Origin of the sequence: Mesorhizobium kowhaii (assembly GCF_003253745.1) — a bacterium.
Classification (GTDB): domain Bacteria; phylum Pseudomonadota; class Alphaproteobacteria; order Rhizobiales; family Rhizobiaceae; genus Mesorhizobium; species Mesorhizobium kowhaii.
Window position 1 is genome coordinate 259,237 of record NZ_MZXV01000062.1, and the last position, 13,464, is coordinate 272,700.

The following is a 13,464-nucleotide window of genomic DNA, read 5'->3' on the forward strand; positions in this document are numbered from 1 at the left end:
CTCACCCGCCCGTGGGTCGGTTTCCCGTATCAGAACGATCCCATCTGAAAGAAACCGGCCGTCATCACCACTACCGATTACCGCCCAGCGCCGAGGCAAGGCGCACAAGCGAGAGGAACTCGGACCTGTACCCAAACGGGTCGGCTCCTCGAGCGGCAGTGGCGATCTCCATGATCTTGTCGTAACCGAACTTCGCGGTCGCATCCTCGTCGCGCAGCTTCTGGCCGAAGGCCGCGACTGCCACGGAGAAGCGCTGGTCGGTGCTGGCCTGGTCGAAGGACGCTACCTCGTTGGCCGAAGTCACAGGCGTGGTGATCAGCTTCGAGACGTCCTCGTTGGGCAGCTTGTAGCGGATCTTGACGAAGGCATATTCGCCCGCATTGGCGACGCCGCCATTGTCCACCGACGCCTGACCGTAACGCAGCGGATCGATCTGCTCGCCACCGCTGCCCTTCGGCGTGATCTCGTAGATCGCGGTGACCGAATGACCGGAGCCGATATCGCCGGCATCGACGCGGTCATTGTTGAAATCCTCGCGGTTCAAAGCCCGGGTCTCGTAGCCGATCAGGCGATATTCCGAGACCTTGTTCGGGTTGAACTCGACCTGGATCTTCACATCCTTGGCGATGGTGAACAGCGTCGAGGAGGCATCCTCGACCAGCACCTTTTCGGCTTCGGCGAGCGTGTCGATATAGGCGGCGGTGCCATTGCCGTTCTGGGCGATGGTCTGCATCATCTGGTCGTTCAGATTGCCGCGGCCAAAGCCGAACACCGACAGGAAGACACCGGTCTTGCGCTCCTTCTCGATCAACCGCTTCAGATCGTCGTCGTCGCTCTGGCCAACATTGAAGTCGCCATCGGTGGCGAGCATCACCCGGTTGACGCCGTCCTTGACGAACGATTGCTGGGCAAGTCTGTAGGCTTCCTTGATGCCGGCCTCGCCGGCCGTCGAGCCGCCTGGCTGCAAATTGTCGATGGCATTGAGGATCTTGTCCTTCTCGGCAGCCTTGGTCGGCATCAGCACGGTGCCGGCGTCACCCGCATAAGTGACGATCGAGATCGTGTCGTCTGCCTTCAGCTTGCCGACCAGCAGCCGGAAAGCCGACTTGAGCAGCGGCAGCTTGTCCGGCTCGTCCATCGAGCCCGAGACGTCGATCAGGAAGACCAGATTGGCCTTCGGCTGCTCGGTCGGCTTGACGTCAAAACCCTTGATGGCGACATGCATCAGCTTGGTATGCGTGTTCCACGGCGTCGGCATGACGCTGACCGTCGAGTTGAACGGCGTCGTGGCGGAGTCCGGCCCCTTCCAGTCATAGGGGAAGTAGTTGATCATCTCCTCGACGCGAACCGTGTCGGCCTGCGGCACGAACCCTTCCTTCAGCGAACGCCGCACGAAGGAATAGGAAGCGGTATCGACGTCGATCGAGAAGGTCGAGACCGGGTCTTCGAGCGCGGCATGCACCGGATTGGTCTTGAAATCCTCGATGCGGTCGCGGTTTTCCTCTTGCTGGGGCACCTGATCGGCCGGCGTCATCGCAGGCTGCTGCGGCGCCATCAGCTTGGACTCGGCCGGCTTGAGACCCCCTGACACCCTGGGCGCGCTCACAGTGCCATCCAGCGCGAACTCGCCCGTCGGGGCTGGCGCCGACTTGTAAGCCTGCAAAGTGCGCGCCACACCACGTCCCAGCGCATTCTGCTGTGCACCGCCGACAGCAACGGTCGATTCGGATTTCGGCGGCGAGGCCGGCGCGACAAGCGCATCGGTGGCGTCGCGGCTTTCCACATCCGCGTCGGCCTTCTTGTCTTTCTCCAGCTCGGTGCGGACCGGCTTGGGCTCGGTGGTCGTCGGCTTGAGGGTCGCCGGCTTGTCGGCCAGCGTTTCGGTGATCTTCTCGTCGCCGCCGAACTTGGGCGGCTGTTCCCTCAGCATATGGAAGGTGGCGTATCCGGCGATCGGCAGGGCGACGAGCCCGGCAAGGGCCGGCGCGGCAATGAGTTTCTTTTGCATGATCTCGCTCCGGAGCTTTTGTGCTCGCTCTGTGAGACGAAGCCCGCCAACCGATCCTTGGGTGAGCGCCGAAATATTTTCCTGATCGTATGCGCGCAGGGCGGCCTCGAAGGCACGTGCCTTGGCGTCCTGGGTGGGCGCCGGTGCCGCGATGCCGCGCAGTCTGTTGAGTTCGTTGTCGTCGACCATGGTCACACTTCCCCGGCCGAGCGCATCAGCGTCTTCAGCCGTTTCTTCGCTTCATGGATGTGCCAGGAAACCGTCGTCTCCGAGATCGCCATCGCCTCGGCGGCGGCCGCGTGGCTCAAGCCCTCGCCATAGACCAGCAGAACGGCGTCGCGCTGCTTGTCCGGCAGTTGCCGCACCGCCACCCACAATGCTTCGGCCGGGTCTTCCGGTTCGGCCGAAGCCTCGCCCGAGATCAGCGCGTGAACGCTGTAGGCCTCTGTCTTGGCCATGTCGCGGGCGGACTTGCGCATCATGTCGCGCGCGGCGTTCAGGGTCACGGAGTAGAGCCATGTCGTGAAGGCGCCGCCGCCGCGATAGTCGCGGATCGCCCGGCCGAGCCGGACGCAGACTTCCTGGGCGATGTCTTCGGCATCGGCCTTCTTGCCGCACCAGCGATAGGCGGCGCGATAGACGAAGTCGTAGTGCCGTTCCAGCAATTTGCCGAAGGCCCCCCTGTCTCCGCCCTTCGCCCGTCCGATCAGTTCGGCGTCGGAGGCTTCGCTCTCATCCAGCATCATCGCCATCATTTGCCTGTTGGACGAAGGCTAATGGCGATTCCTTGGGGCAATGGAAAGATTTTTTTGGAAACGGGCAGATAGCGGCCATCGCTGCCTCTGCTTGACAAATACATATCTCCGCGGTTATACGTCAATCAATAGCCGCCGAGTTATCGATCCCAAAATGACCAACGCTCACGATGTCCTCTTCAGAACGCTCTCCGATCCGACGCGTCGGGCGATCTTCGAACGCCTGTGCCGGGAAGGCGAGCAGACGGTCGGCGCTCTGACAGCTCAGTCCGGGGTCTCGCAACCGGCCGTGTCAAAGCATCTCGGCGTGCTCAGGCAGGCCGGACTGGTCCGCGACCGCCATGAGGGACGGCAGACCCATTACAGCGCCCAACTCGGCGCGCTTGCGCCGCTGACTGACTGGACAAACCAGATGAATGCGTTCTGGCAAAGCCGGTTCGACGACCTCGAAGATCTGCTAAAAAGAATGGACCAATGACCAACATTGCGACCGAAACGCGCTCCGTCGTTGTCGAACGGGAGATACCTCATCCGCCGGAAAAGATCTGGCGCGCGCTCACCCAACCGCATTTGATCGAGGAGTGGCTGATGAAGAATGATTTCAAGCCAGTCGCGGGTCACCGTTTCAATCTGCGAAAGGACCCGCAGCCTGACGTGAGCATTGTTGTTGACTGTCAGGTAACAGCAGTCGAGCCGAACAAAACACTGTCCTACACCTGGCAGGCCTATGGCCTCGAGAGTGTCGTCACCTGGACTCTCATGCCGACCAGCACGGGCACCCGATTGCGCATGGAACAGTCCGGCTTCCGGCCGGATCAGGAGCAAGCGTACCGGGGCGCGACGATTGGGTGGCGGCAGTACTTTGCAAACCTGAATCAGGTCCTGGCGCGGATAGATTGAACCGCCGGGCGGATAGCTGGGCTCGGCTCGTTTTGATGGGAGGTTCCATTGGACTGGAACAAGTGGGTTCGGCAAATTCATCGCTGGCTGTCGATCATATTTACGCTGACCGTCATCGCCAACTTCGTCGCCATGGCATTGGGACAACCTCCCGCCTGGATTGTCTACTCGCCGCTCTTGCCGCTCTTCTTGCTGCTGTTCAGTGGCTTGTACATGTTCGTGCTGCCGTATGCCGCCAAGGGGCGCAGCGGGCAGCGTGCGGGCGGATAGGATGGGTAGAATGGCCAAGACGCAGGGGCAATCGACCAAGGTCGCAGCCAAGGCTGCACCGGTCCTGCTCTCGGGCGGCAACCCGCAAATCGCGAAGGGAGATGGCGACGCCCCGGTGCAGGCCTACATCGCTGCAATGCCGGGCTGGAAGCGCGGCCTCGGCGAGCGCCTCGACGCAGTCATCGTGCGCAATGTGCCTGATGCACGCAAAGCCGTGAGATGGAATTCGCCGTTCTACGGCATCGAGGGCCAAGGCTGGTTCGTCACGTTCCATGTCCTGACCCACTACGTGAAGGTGACCTTCTTCAGCGGCATGTCGTTGCGACCGGTCCCGCCCGGCGGAACGGCGAAAAGCAAGGACGCACGCTGGATCGACATCCGCGAAGGCGACGAGTTCGACGAGGCGCAGATGGCGGACTGGGTGAAGCAGGCCGCCGCCCTGCCCGGCTGGATCTCGTAGCCGCAGCAGCGGACTTGATTGAAGCCTGCCAGCACAATTCAAAACCACGCCCTGCCGACAGGGCGAACACTACAGAGGAGAAATAGCGATGAAGATCAAGCTCACCAGCATCTATGTGGACAACCAGGAAAACGCCCTGCGCTTCTATACCGACGTGCTGGGCCTCACCAAGAAGGCCGACTTTAGCAATGGGCCCTATCGCTGGCTGACCGTGGCCTCGGCCGAAGAGCCTGATGGAACCGAGCTGCAACTCGCGCTCAACGACAACCCGGCCGCCAAGGCCTATCAGCAAGCCATCTTCAAGCAGGGTCAGCCCGCGGTCATGTTCTTCACCGACGACGTCAAGGGCGACTACGAGCGCATCAAGGCGAGCGGCGGCGAGTTCGCCATGCCGCCGACCGAGGTGACCGGCTCGACCATCGCTCAATTGAACGACACCTGCGGCAACCTCGTTCAGATCACCCAGCTGGCGCGCTGGTAACGGTCGGCAGTTGAAACGCGTCGAGACAGAGGAAGGCACCCAATGACTGCATCGCAACAGATCGACCAGTTGATCGCAGGCCTCACGGACTGGCGTGGCAAGACGCTCGCCGGCGTCCGCAAGGCCATTCTTGAAGTCGATGGCGAGATCATCGAGGAGTGGAAGTGGATGGGCAGCCCGGTGTGGTCTCGCGACGGAATGATTGCCGTCGGCAACGCCCACAAGGACAAGGTGAAGCTGACCTTTTCCCACGGCGCCAGCCTGCCGGATCCCGAAAAGCTCTTCAATGCGGGTTTTGGCGGCAAGGTGTGGCGGGCGATCGATCTTTCAGAGGGCGATGCGCTGGATGAGCGCGCACTGAAAGACCTCGTCCGGTCCGCCATCGATTACAACCAGGGCAAAAAGAAGAAGAAGAAAGTGCCGTCGGGCGCCTGAGCGAAACTAGGCCGCCTGCCCCGCGACCCAGCCCGACGACCACGCCCACTGGAAATTATAGCCGCCCAGCCAGCCCGTGACATCGACGACTTCGCCGATGAAGAACAGGCCCGGCACGGACTTCGCCTGCATCGTCTTCTGGTCGAGTCCGTTGGTGTCGACCCCGCCAAGCGTCACTTCGGCTGTACGGTAGCCCTCCGAACCGGCCGGCTTGATGCGCCAGTCGTTGACCGCCGCGGCGATGGTTTTGGTCTGGGCGTCTGAAAGATCGGCGAGGTTGCCGTCGATCCCGGTGCGCTCGGCGATCGACTGTGCGAGCCGTTTCGGCAGGTGATTTGCCAGCACCGTCTGCACCGCTTGCCGCCCGTTGCCGCGCTTGGCGGTACGAATGAGGTCCGCTACATCCACCCCCGGCAGCATGGCCATACGGATTTCGTCGCCCTCGCGCCAATAGGACGATATCTGCAGGATGGACGGTCCGCTGACGCCGCGATGCGTGAACAGCATCGCTTCGGAAAACCGCGTCTTGCCGCAGGCGACTTCCGCTTCGACGGCATTGCCGGCCAGGGGCGCCAGCCGCTCGAGTGTTTTTGCGTCGAAGGTCAGCGGTACCAGCGCCGGCCGCGTTTCGACAATGGCAAGGCCAAACCGTTCGGCAAGTTCGTAGCCGAAGCCCGTCGCCCCCATCTTGGGGATCGACTTGCCGCCGCACGCCACGACCAGGGACTGGCAAGTGACCGTGCCGGTGGAAAGGGTGAGCACAAACCCTTCCGCGGTTTTGCGGACATCCCCGACCTCTGTCGACAGTGCCAGCTCCACGCCCCTGCCGCGCATTTCCGCGACCAGCATGTCGATGATCTGGCGTGCGGAGCCGTCGCAGAACAACTGCCCCAGCGTCTTTTCGTGATAGCCGATGCGGTGGCGTTCGACGAGCGCGATGAAATCGCGCTGCGTGTAGCGGCTAAGCGCCGAGATGCAGAAATGCGGATTGCCCGAGAGAAAGTTCTTCGGACTGGCATGGATGTTGGTGAAATTGCACCGGCCGCCGCCGGAGATGCGGATCTTTTCGCCAGGCATCGCCGCGTGATCGAGGATCAGCACCGAACGGGCGCGCTTTGCCGTCTCCAAGGCGCACATCATTCCGGCAGCACCCGCGCCGATGATCACGACATCATAGGATTGCATCAGGCTAAATCGTTCCCGCTGACGGCGCCCTTTTAGCAGGCGCGCCAATTCTGCAGTCTCTACCCGTTCGGTGCGACTGCAGGCAACGCCTCGATCGGCGTTTTAGAGCATGATCCCGAAAAGTGGGAACCGGTTTTCGGAAAAGATCATGCTCCACAAACGGATAGAGCCCCATCCCGATTCAATCGGGATGGAACGGGCTTTAGATCAGCGTCTCGGCAAACAGCGTCGTCAACCGCTTCCAGTGGCGCTCGGCACCCGCGGCATTGAAAACGCTGTGATCCGGCACGCACCAGCCATGCGCCATGCCGACATAGTTCTCGATGACATGGTCGACTTCCGCAACCCGCAGCGCCTCCGCAAGCCGTGCCGACTGCTCCGGCGGGAAGCTGCGGTCGACGCCGGCAACGCCGACATAGACACGCGCCTTGATGGCGGCCGCCTTGCGATGCGGGCTGTCGGCGGCGTCGCTGGCCAGATTGCCGCCATGGAAACTGGCGGCCGCCTTTATCTGCCCGGGATAGGATGCAGCGGCGTTCAATGCGCGGCCGCCACCCATGCAATAGCCCACCGTCCCGATCGGCCCGGCAACACCTTCAGCCGCCAGCGCATCGAGGAATGCACCGCTGTCGCTGATGGTCATCTCCTGCGTCGTGCCGGTCACCAGCGCCATCAGCGCTGCCTTGGTCTTTTCCTCGGTGAAGGCGGTCCTGGCGTCGAACGGCCCGTAGGGCGCATTGCGGTAGAACAGGTCCGGCACCAGCACCGCATAGCCTTCGCCCGCCAACCGTTCCGCCATGCCATCGAGCGCAGCGCGCGGCCCGAACGCGTCCATATACAGGATGACGCCGGCCTTGGCCGGGGACGCGTTTGCAGAGCGGAAAAGCTCTGCTGTTGCCGTACCGTCCCTGGTGTTGATCTGAAGGTCCTGCTTCGTCATTGCCTGCTCCGTTCGTCAGATGCGCGATACATATCCGCGCGAGCCGCCAGAGCAAGGCGTTCCCTGAACCTGGCAGTCAACATTTCGTGCAGGATCGCGCGACGACTACAGATCGGCGAATGCCGCCATATGAAACGCCTGGACCTCCGCGGGGTAGCGATAGGCCGTCCCGTAGGGACAGGCGTTGCGGTCGAGGCAGCCGCCAGTCCGGCACGGTCCGCCATTCGCTCCCCGCACATGCGCCAGGCAGGACTGGTAGGCGAAACCTTGCGCGGAATATGCGTCGACCGGACAGGATTTCAGGCAGGGTTTTTCGACACATGAATCGCAAAGGTGAATTGGCGCCTCGGCGGCTTCAATCGGAAGCTGTTGCTCGAACAGCAGCGCACCACGATAGGCGTGCCAAAGCCCGTATCGTGGATGCATGAGGATGCCGAGCGGTGACGGCTTCAGCCCCTCCGCCAGCATCGCCCATTGCTGGAAAGGCAGATAGGGCTTGTCGGAAGGCGAAACGGCCCGCGCCCCGAATGTCTCCGCCACCGCCCCGATCACGTCGCGTGACCAGGTATCGAGCGGATTGGCGATGATCCGCGATTGCTTTTCCTGCCAGCGCAGGAAATGCGGCCAGGGCGCAGCACCCGCCTGCCCCACCAGCAGCACGGATTTGGCGGGAGCGCCTGACTGGCCCGGTGGCGGCACATCGCCCAGTGTGAAATTGAAGCCGCCACGAAGAATAAGGCCGTTGGCGAGAAGCGCCGAAGCGATACGGTCAACGCTGCCGGCGGGCGCAATCATTCCTTCTTAACCGGATCGGAGAAAGCGCTCCGCCAGACTTCCTTGTGGATGATGTTGGCGACTTTAGCCCCGCCTGACTCGGGCTCCTTTCAAGTGAAGGCGTCGGGCATCGACCCCTTCTTCTTGGCGATGAAGTCCTTCAAGGCTTCGTCGATGCTTGGATCGAGGTACGGCGCCTCGTAGCTTTCCAGCCAGCGGCGGGCGAGTTCGTTGGCGCGCTGCGGCGCGGTCTTCTCGCCCTCGGCCAGCCACTGTTCGTAGGAATTGTTGTCGGCGATGTTGGAGCGGTAGAAGGCGGTCTGGAAATTGGCCTGGGTGTGGTCGCAGCCGAGATAATGGCTGCCCGGGCCGACCTGGCGGATGGCGTCCATCGCCTGGCCGTTTTCCGACAGGTCGACGCCCTCGGAAAACTTCTGCGTCATGCCGAGCTGGTCGATGTCCATCATGAATTTTTCATAGCAGGAGGCGAGCCCGCCCTCGAGCCAGCCGGCCGAGTGCAGCACGAAGTTGGTGCCGGCAAGGATCGTCGAGTTCAGCGTGTTGGCGCTTTCGTAGGCCGCCTGAGCATCCGGAACCTTGGACGCACAGAGCGAACCGCCGGTGCGGAACGGCAGGCCGAGGCGACGGGCAAGCTGTGCCGCGCCATACGACACCAGCGACGGCTCCGGCGTGCCGAAGGTCGGCGCGCCCGATTGCATCGAGATGGATGAAGCAAAGGTGCCGAACAGCACCGGCGCACCCGGCCGGATCAGCTGGGTGAACGAGGCGCCGGCCAGCACCTCTGCCAGAACCTGCGTCAGCGTGCCGGCGACCGTCACCGGGCTCATCGCGCCGGCGAGGATGAATGGCGTGACGATGCAGGCCTGGTTGTGGCGCGAATAGACTTTCAGCGCGCCGAGCATGGTCTCGTCGAACACCATCGGCGAGTTGGCGTTGATCAGGCTGGTGAGCACCGTGTTGTTTTCGACGAAGTCGTCGCCGAACACGATCTTGGCCATGGCGACGGTGTCTTCAGCGCGCTCCGGCGCGGTCACCGAGCCCATGAACGGCTTGTCCGAATATTTGATGTGGCTGTAGATCATGTCGAGATGGCGCTTGTTGACCGGCACATCGACCGGCTCGCAGACCGTGCCGCCCGAATGGTGGATCGACGGCGCCATATAGGCGAGCTTCACGAAATTCTGGAAATCCTCGATCGTCGCATAGCGCCTGACGCCGTCGAGGTCGCGCACGAAGGGCGGGCCGTAGACCGGAGCGAAAACGGTGGCGTTGCCGCCGATCTGCACCGAGCGCTCGGAATTGCGGGCATGCTGGGTGTAGACTGACGGCGCGGTCTTCAGCAGCGAGCGGCAGAGACCCTTGGGAAAGTGCACACGCTCGCCCTTGACGTCGGCGCCGGCCTCTTTCCACAACTGCAATGCTTCCGCATCGTCGCGAAAAATGATGCCGATCTCTTCGAGCACCGTGTCGGTGTTCTTCTCGATCAGCGCCAGGCCTTCCTCGTCCAGCACCTCGTAGACGTTGATCTTGCGCTTGATGTAGGTGAGCTGGGTGCCGGGCCCGCCGCCCGAACGTGCTGCACGCCGGGCAGCCGCTCCGCCGCTGGCGCCGCGCCCGCGTCGCGCGTTTGACGCTTCCTGATCGACTGCCGCGTGTTCGCTCATGATCGCTCTTCCCTGAATTTGTTCTTACCCGGAATCCATTGCGGCAGCGTATCGCCGCTTCTTGCCGGATCGTAGCCATGTACCCTATTCGAAACGGCCCGCCAGCGCCAACGCCTGTCGCAAAATCGACAAGAATTCCAAGAGAGTTACGGTCGCTTTCCTTTTGCGGGAAGTCGCAAATCAGCTATGGATACATGCCCCCAGCGGGTTAGGTATGAACGCGAATATTGTGTGCCTTGCGACGCAGTCGCGATGCCGGCAGGAGCTCGATACAAATGTCCGACGACGAGATCATCCTTTCCGAACTTTCCGACGACGAGTTGGTGCAGCAGATGCACGACGATCTCTATGACGGGCTGAAGGAAGAAATCGAGGAAGGCACCAACATCCTGCTCGAGCGCGGCTGGGTGCCTTACAAAGTGCTGACGGAAGCGCTGGTCGAAGGCATGCGCATCGTCGGCGAGGATTTTCGCGACGGCATCCTGTTCGTTCCGGAAGTGCTGTTGTCGGCCAACGCGATGAAGGCCGGCATGTTCATCCTGCGTCCGCTGCTTGCCGCCACCGGCGCGCCCAAGCAGGGCAAGATGGTCATCGGCACCGTCAAGGGCGACATCCACGACATCGGCAAGAACCTCGTCGGCATGATGATGGAAGGCGCCGGCTTCGACGTCATCGACCTCGGCATCAACAATGCGGTCGAAAAGTATCTCGATGCGATCGAACAGCACCAGCCCGACATCATCGGCATGTCGGCACTGCTGACCACGACCATGCCCTATATGAAGGTCGTCATCGACACGATGAAGGAAAAGGGCATCCGCGACGACTATGTCGTGCTGGTCGGCGGTGCGCCGCTGAACGAGGAATTCGGCAAGGCCGTCGGCGCGGACGCCTATTGCCGCGACGCGGCGGTGGCGGTCGAGACCGCCAAGGACTTCATGAAGCGCAAGCACAACGTCCGCGCTTCGGCCTGAAAAAGAAAAGGCCGCCCAATCATGGCGGCCGTTTCACTTGGGCAGAGCTGGCTCCCGCGAGGCTAGTTCGCGGCGGTGGCAACTCTCTTGCCGGCGTTCTGGGTAGCGTTGACGGTGTTGGCAGCATCCTTGCCGACGCCACGGATTGTGTTTGCGCAGGCCGAAACCAAAAGCGCACTGGCGAGCAGCGCGATGACTGCATATGTGGATGTTTTCATGGACGGTTTATCCCTCTCTCGGTAGACTCGCCCCATAGCAACGAAAGCCGGCTCAGCTGGTTCCATGGCCAAGACACAAAAAAGGAAACCAGACCAAGCGGACAGGCTGCTCGTCATCGCCTGCGGAATGATTGCGCGCGAGGTGTTGGCCGTCAAGGAACAGCTCGGACTCAATCACCTGGAATTGACCTGTTTGCCGGCGGAATTTCATTTCTATCCGGACCGCATCGCGCCGGCCATGGACAAGGCTATCGAAAAGGCCAAGGCGGAGGGCTACGAACACATCTTCGTCGGCTATGCCGATTGCGGCACTGGTGGCCTGCTCGACCGGATCTGCGAGAAGCACGGCGTCGAGCGCATGGCCGGCCCGCATTGCTTCGCCTTCTATCAAGGCATGGAGGCCTATGCGAAAATCGCCGATGACGACATGATGTCCTTCTACATGACCGATTTCCTGTGTCGTCAGTTCGACGCCTTCTTCATGAAGCCGCTCGGCCTCGACAAGCACCCGGAGCTGATCAAGGACTATTTCGGCAATTACGAGAAGCTGATCTATCTCGCTCAGACCAACGATCCGGAGCTCGACAAGGTCGCTGAAAAAGCCGCAAAAATGCTCGGCCTTGCCTATGAGCGCCGCGCGACGGGCTATGGCGACCTGACGGCGGGAATGGCGCAGGCAGCGGCACACGCCGACTAGGTCGCCCCTTCCTCCGCCCGCAGCTCCGCAAGCACATCGGCAAAGCTGGTCTTGCAGACGAAACCCAGCCTGTCGCTTGCCCGCGACGCGTCATAGACGCGGTCGATGGAGGAAAACATCGTCCAGCCTTTTCGCGCGTAGAGCGCCGGAAATTCCGGAAAATAGCGCGCGACCACCGACGGGGCGTCGGCGATCAGTGCCGCGCAATCATCGGGCCGGAACGGCGTCGGCGCCGACACGATGAAAATGTCGAAACCAAGCTGCGGCGCCTTTTCGAGGGCAAGGATGTGGGCAGCGGCCGCGTCCTCCACCGTCAACCGGCGAAACAGCAGTTCATTGGCCTTGGTGTTGGCATCCGACTGCTCGATCGCATGTGCCATGTCGTCGGCTTCGGGAAAGAAGCGGGCGGTGCGCAGCACCACCACCGGCAGCCCAAGCTCGATGTGATAGAGGCGGCAAAGATGTTCGGCCGAAAGCTTGCTGACGCCGTAGATGTTGCGCGGCTCGGGCGACACCGCCTCCGTCAGCCAGGCGGCCTTGCGCGCACCACCTTTGAACCCGTCGCGTATCGCCTGCGAAATCATCAGCGAGGTCGTCGACGTGAGGACGAAGCGGTCCACGCCGCCCGCCATCGCTGCATCGAGCAGGTTGAGCGTGCCTTGCACGTTGGTGGCGACAAAATCGCTGTTGGCGCGGTTCTCGATATTGGGCTTGTGCAGCGCGCCGCTGTGGATGATGGCTTCTATGCGGTTCTCGCTGACCGTGCCCAGGACCAGATCACGATCGGCGATCGAGCCGACGATCTGGGTCTCTGCTGATGGAACGGGATCGAGGCCGATCACCTCATGGCCAAGTTTCCGCAGGCGCGGCGCCAGCGCGCTGCCCAGCCAACCCGACGATCCCGTGAGCAAGATTCGCATTTGTCACACCATGATTTCTGACCGTGACGCTGTTAAGCACGGATGACAGGCGCCAGCGACCCGATAAGTTATGCACCAGGGTGGCATTGGCGCTGCTCCAGACATCAACAGGGAGGCCTCTTATGATCCTTCGCCCGCTGCTCGCCGCTATCGGTCTGCTCTGCTGCACCCTTCCCGCCCTTGCCGATGGTGAGGTGCAGAAACTCATCACTGCCGCCGACAAGGCACGGCTCGACAAATATGGCGAGACCCGCAAGGCGGCGCTGGCCGAGGCGAAAGCGGGAGATCCCGCCGAGGTCAAGCAGCTCGACGCCTTGCTGGCAAAACCGCTGGTGGCCTTTTCCGACAAGGACCTGACCGGCAACTGGCAGTGCCGCACCATCAAGGCCGGCGGACCTTTGCCGCTCGTCATCTATGGCTGGTTCAAATGCAAGGTGACCGACGACGGTTCCGGCTGGCGTCTGGAAAAGATCAGCGGCTCGCAGCGCACCAAGGGCCGCTTCTTCGACGATGGCGAGAAACGCGCGATCTATCTCGGCTCGGCCTACGTCAACAGCGATCCGGCAAAACCCTATGGCAGTGGCCCGCAGACCGACCAGGTCGGCTATGCCTTCCGCAACAGCGCCAGCCAATGGCGCATCGAATTTCCCGCACCCTACTACGAATCGAAGCTCGACATCCTCGAATTCAAGCGCTGATCCTGCACCACAATCACCAAGGATTAACCCGCACGCCCTAGCATGCCACAAGCCAAGGCCGTTA

At 62.1% G+C, this 13,464-nt stretch carries 17 protein-coding genes; 9 read left to right on the plus strand and 8 right to left on the minus strand.

From position 1 onward, the window contains the following. Positions 1-70: 70 nt before the first annotated feature. Positions 71-2,197, minus strand: coding sequence for a VWA domain-containing protein (locus B5V02_RS29250; protein ID WP_111547475.1), 2,127 nt, complete (start codon positions 2,195-2,197; stop codon positions 71-73). Positions 2,198-2,199: 2 nt separating this feature from the next. Further along, positions 2,200-2,760, minus strand: a complete 561-nt coding sequence (locus B5V02_RS29255) for an RNA polymerase sigma factor (RefSeq protein ID WP_111547662.1) — start codon at positions 2,758-2,760, stop codon at positions 2,200-2,202. Between the two features lie 157 nt (positions 2,761-2,917). Here B5V02_RS29255 and B5V02_RS29260 point away from each other — a divergent pair, with 157 nt between their 5' ends. The 6 genes from B5V02_RS29260 to B5V02_RS29285 all read left to right on the plus strand — a co-directional run bounded on the left by B5V02_RS29260 (position 2,918) and on the right by B5V02_RS29285 (position 5,309). Next, a complete protein-coding gene (locus B5V02_RS29260) occupies positions 2,918-3,241 on the plus strand; it encodes an ArsR/SmtB family transcription factor (RefSeq protein WP_111547476.1) in 324 nt (107 codons plus the stop codon). Continuing rightward, positions 3,238-3,663: an SRPBCC family protein gene (locus B5V02_RS29265; protein WP_111547477.1), complete on the plus strand. Its 426-nt coding sequence runs from the start codon at positions 3,238-3,240 to the stop codon at positions 3,661-3,663. Before B5V02_RS29260 ends, B5V02_RS29265 begins: the two co-directional genes overlap by 4 nt. Before the next feature lie 48 nt (positions 3,664-3,711). Continuing rightward, entirely contained in the window at positions 3,712-3,933 is a 222-nt protein-coding gene (locus B5V02_RS29270; RefSeq protein ID WP_111547478.1) for a hypothetical protein, read from the plus strand. A 10-nt stretch (positions 3,934-3,943) separates the two neighbouring features. Further along, entirely contained in the window at positions 3,944-4,393 is a 450-nt protein-coding gene (locus B5V02_RS29275) for a DUF1801 domain-containing protein (protein ID WP_111547479.1), read from the plus strand. 88 nt (positions 4,394-4,481) lie between these two features. Further along, positions 4,482-4,874 (plus strand): VOC family protein, encoded by a 393-nt coding sequence (locus tag B5V02_RS29280; protein WP_111547480.1) that lies wholly within the window; start codon positions 4,482-4,484, stop codon positions 4,872-4,874. Between the two features lie 42 nt (positions 4,875-4,916). Continuing rightward, a complete protein-coding gene (locus B5V02_RS29285; protein WP_111547481.1) occupies positions 4,917-5,309 on the plus strand; it encodes a DUF1801 domain-containing protein in 393 nt (130 codons plus the stop codon). A gap of 6 nt (positions 5,310-5,315) precedes the next feature. Here B5V02_RS29285 and B5V02_RS29290 read toward each other — a convergent pair whose 3' ends face one another. From B5V02_RS29290 to B5V02_RS29305, 4 genes are all read right to left on the minus strand, one after another. Then, the gene (locus B5V02_RS29290; RefSeq protein ID WP_111547482.1) at positions 5,316-6,494 is read right to left on the minus strand and encodes a BaiN/RdsA family NAD(P)/FAD-dependent oxidoreductase; all 1,179 of its coding nucleotides are present in this window, start codon (positions 6,492-6,494) and stop codon (positions 5,316-5,318) included. 202 nt (positions 6,495-6,696) lie between these two features. Beyond that, the gene (locus tag B5V02_RS29295) at positions 6,697-7,434 is read right to left on the minus strand and encodes a dienelactone hydrolase family protein (protein WP_111547483.1); all 738 of its coding nucleotides are present in this window, start codon (positions 7,432-7,434) and stop codon (positions 6,697-6,699) included. Between the two features lie 105 nt (positions 7,435-7,539). Further along, positions 7,540-8,229, minus strand: a complete 690-nt coding sequence (locus B5V02_RS29300; RefSeq protein WP_111547484.1) for a hypothetical protein — start codon at positions 8,227-8,229, stop codon at positions 7,540-7,542. An 89-nt stretch (positions 8,230-8,318) separates the two neighbouring features. Further along, a complete protein-coding gene (locus B5V02_RS29305; protein ID WP_111547485.1) occupies positions 8,319-9,893 on the minus strand; it encodes a trimethylamine methyltransferase family protein in 1,575 nt (524 codons plus the stop codon). Positions 9,894-10,168: 275 nt separating this feature from the next. Between B5V02_RS29305 and B5V02_RS29310 the strand changes: the two genes are divergently transcribed. Next, positions 10,169-10,867, plus strand: coding sequence for a corrinoid protein (locus B5V02_RS29310; RefSeq protein WP_027029468.1), 699 nt, complete (start codon positions 10,169-10,171; stop codon positions 10,865-10,867). A gap of 62 nt (positions 10,868-10,929) precedes the next feature. On the opposite strand, the gene B5V02_RS29315 is transcribed toward B5V02_RS29310, so the two are convergent. Then, positions 10,930-11,085, minus strand: coding sequence for an entericidin domain-containing protein (locus B5V02_RS29315; RefSeq protein ID WP_111547486.1), 156 nt, complete (start codon positions 11,083-11,085; stop codon positions 10,930-10,932). A 64-nt stretch (positions 11,086-11,149) separates the two neighbouring features. Between B5V02_RS29315 and B5V02_RS29320 the strand changes: the two genes are divergently transcribed. Continuing rightward, entirely contained in the window at positions 11,150-11,782 is a 633-nt protein-coding gene (locus tag B5V02_RS29320; protein WP_111547487.1) for a DUF1638 domain-containing protein, read from the plus strand. Here the strand turns inward: B5V02_RS29320 and B5V02_RS29325 are convergent. Then, positions 11,779-12,702, minus strand: a complete 924-nt coding sequence (locus B5V02_RS29325) for an NAD-dependent epimerase/dehydratase family protein (RefSeq protein ID WP_111547488.1) — start codon at positions 12,700-12,702, stop codon at positions 11,779-11,781. The two genes, B5V02_RS29320 and B5V02_RS29325, sit on opposite strands and share 4 nt — an antisense overlap. Positions 12,703-12,824: 122 nt before the next feature. Between B5V02_RS29325 and B5V02_RS29330 the strand changes: the two genes are divergently transcribed. Continuing rightward, positions 12,825-13,400, plus strand: coding sequence for a DUF4893 domain-containing protein (locus B5V02_RS29330; protein ID WP_111547489.1), 576 nt, complete (start codon positions 12,825-12,827; stop codon positions 13,398-13,400). Positions 13,401-13,464 lie beyond the last annotated feature (64 nt).

Excerpts from the sequence above, each read along its gene's own strand:
- B5V02_RS29330 (WP_111547489.1), top strand. The coding sequence starts at position 12,825 with ATGATCCTTCGCCCGCTGCTCGCCGCTATCGGTCTGCTCTGCTGCACC.
- B5V02_RS29260 (WP_111547476.1), top strand. The coding sequence starts at position 2,918 with ATGACCAACGCTCACGATGTCCTCTTCAGAACGCTCTCCGATCCGACG.
- B5V02_RS29255 (WP_111547662.1), bottom strand. The coding sequence starts at position 2,760 with ATGGCGATGATGCTGGATGAGAGCGAAGCCTCCGACGCCGAACTGATC.
- B5V02_RS29320 (WP_111547487.1), top strand. The coding sequence starts at position 11,150 with ATGGCCAAGACACAAAAAAGGAAACCAGACCAAGCGGACAGGCTGCTC.
- B5V02_RS29265 (WP_111547477.1), top strand. The coding sequence starts at position 3,238 with ATGACCAACATTGCGACCGAAACGCGCTCCGTCGTTGTCGAACGGGAG.
- B5V02_RS29295 (WP_111547483.1), bottom strand. The coding sequence starts at position 7,434 with ATGACGAAGCAGGACCTTCAGATCAACACCAGGGACGGTACGGCAACA.
- B5V02_RS29290 (WP_111547482.1), bottom strand. The coding sequence starts at position 6,494 with ATGCAATCCTATGATGTCGTGATCATCGGCGCGGGTGCTGCCGGAATG.
- B5V02_RS29275 (WP_111547479.1), top strand. The coding sequence starts at position 3,944 with ATGGCCAAGACGCAGGGGCAATCGACCAAGGTCGCAGCCAAGGCTGCA.
- B5V02_RS29280 (WP_111547480.1), top strand. The coding sequence starts at position 4,482 with ATGAAGATCAAGCTCACCAGCATCTATGTGGACAACCAGGAAAACGCC.
- B5V02_RS29305 (WP_111547485.1), bottom strand. The coding sequence starts at position 9,893 with ATGAGCGAACACGCGGCAGTCGATCAGGAAGCGTCAAACGCGCGACGC.
- B5V02_RS29325 (WP_111547488.1), bottom strand. The coding sequence starts at position 12,702 with ATGCGAATCTTGCTCACGGGATCGTCGGGTTGGCTGGGCAGCGCGCTG.
- B5V02_RS29310 (WP_027029468.1), top strand. The coding sequence starts at position 10,169 with ATGTCCGACGACGAGATCATCCTTTCCGAACTTTCCGACGACGAGTTG.
- B5V02_RS29300 (WP_111547484.1), bottom strand. The coding sequence starts at position 8,229 with ATGATTGCGCCCGCCGGCAGCGTTGACCGTATCGCTTCGGCGCTTCTC.
- B5V02_RS29315 (WP_111547486.1), bottom strand. The coding sequence starts at position 11,085 with ATGAAAACATCCACATATGCAGTCATCGCGCTGCTCGCCAGTGCGCTT.
- B5V02_RS29285 (WP_111547481.1), top strand. The coding sequence starts at position 4,917 with ATGACTGCATCGCAACAGATCGACCAGTTGATCGCAGGCCTCACGGAC.
- B5V02_RS29250 (WP_111547475.1), bottom strand. The coding sequence starts at position 2,197 with ATGGTCGACGACAACGAACTCAACAGACTGCGCGGCATCGCGGCACCG.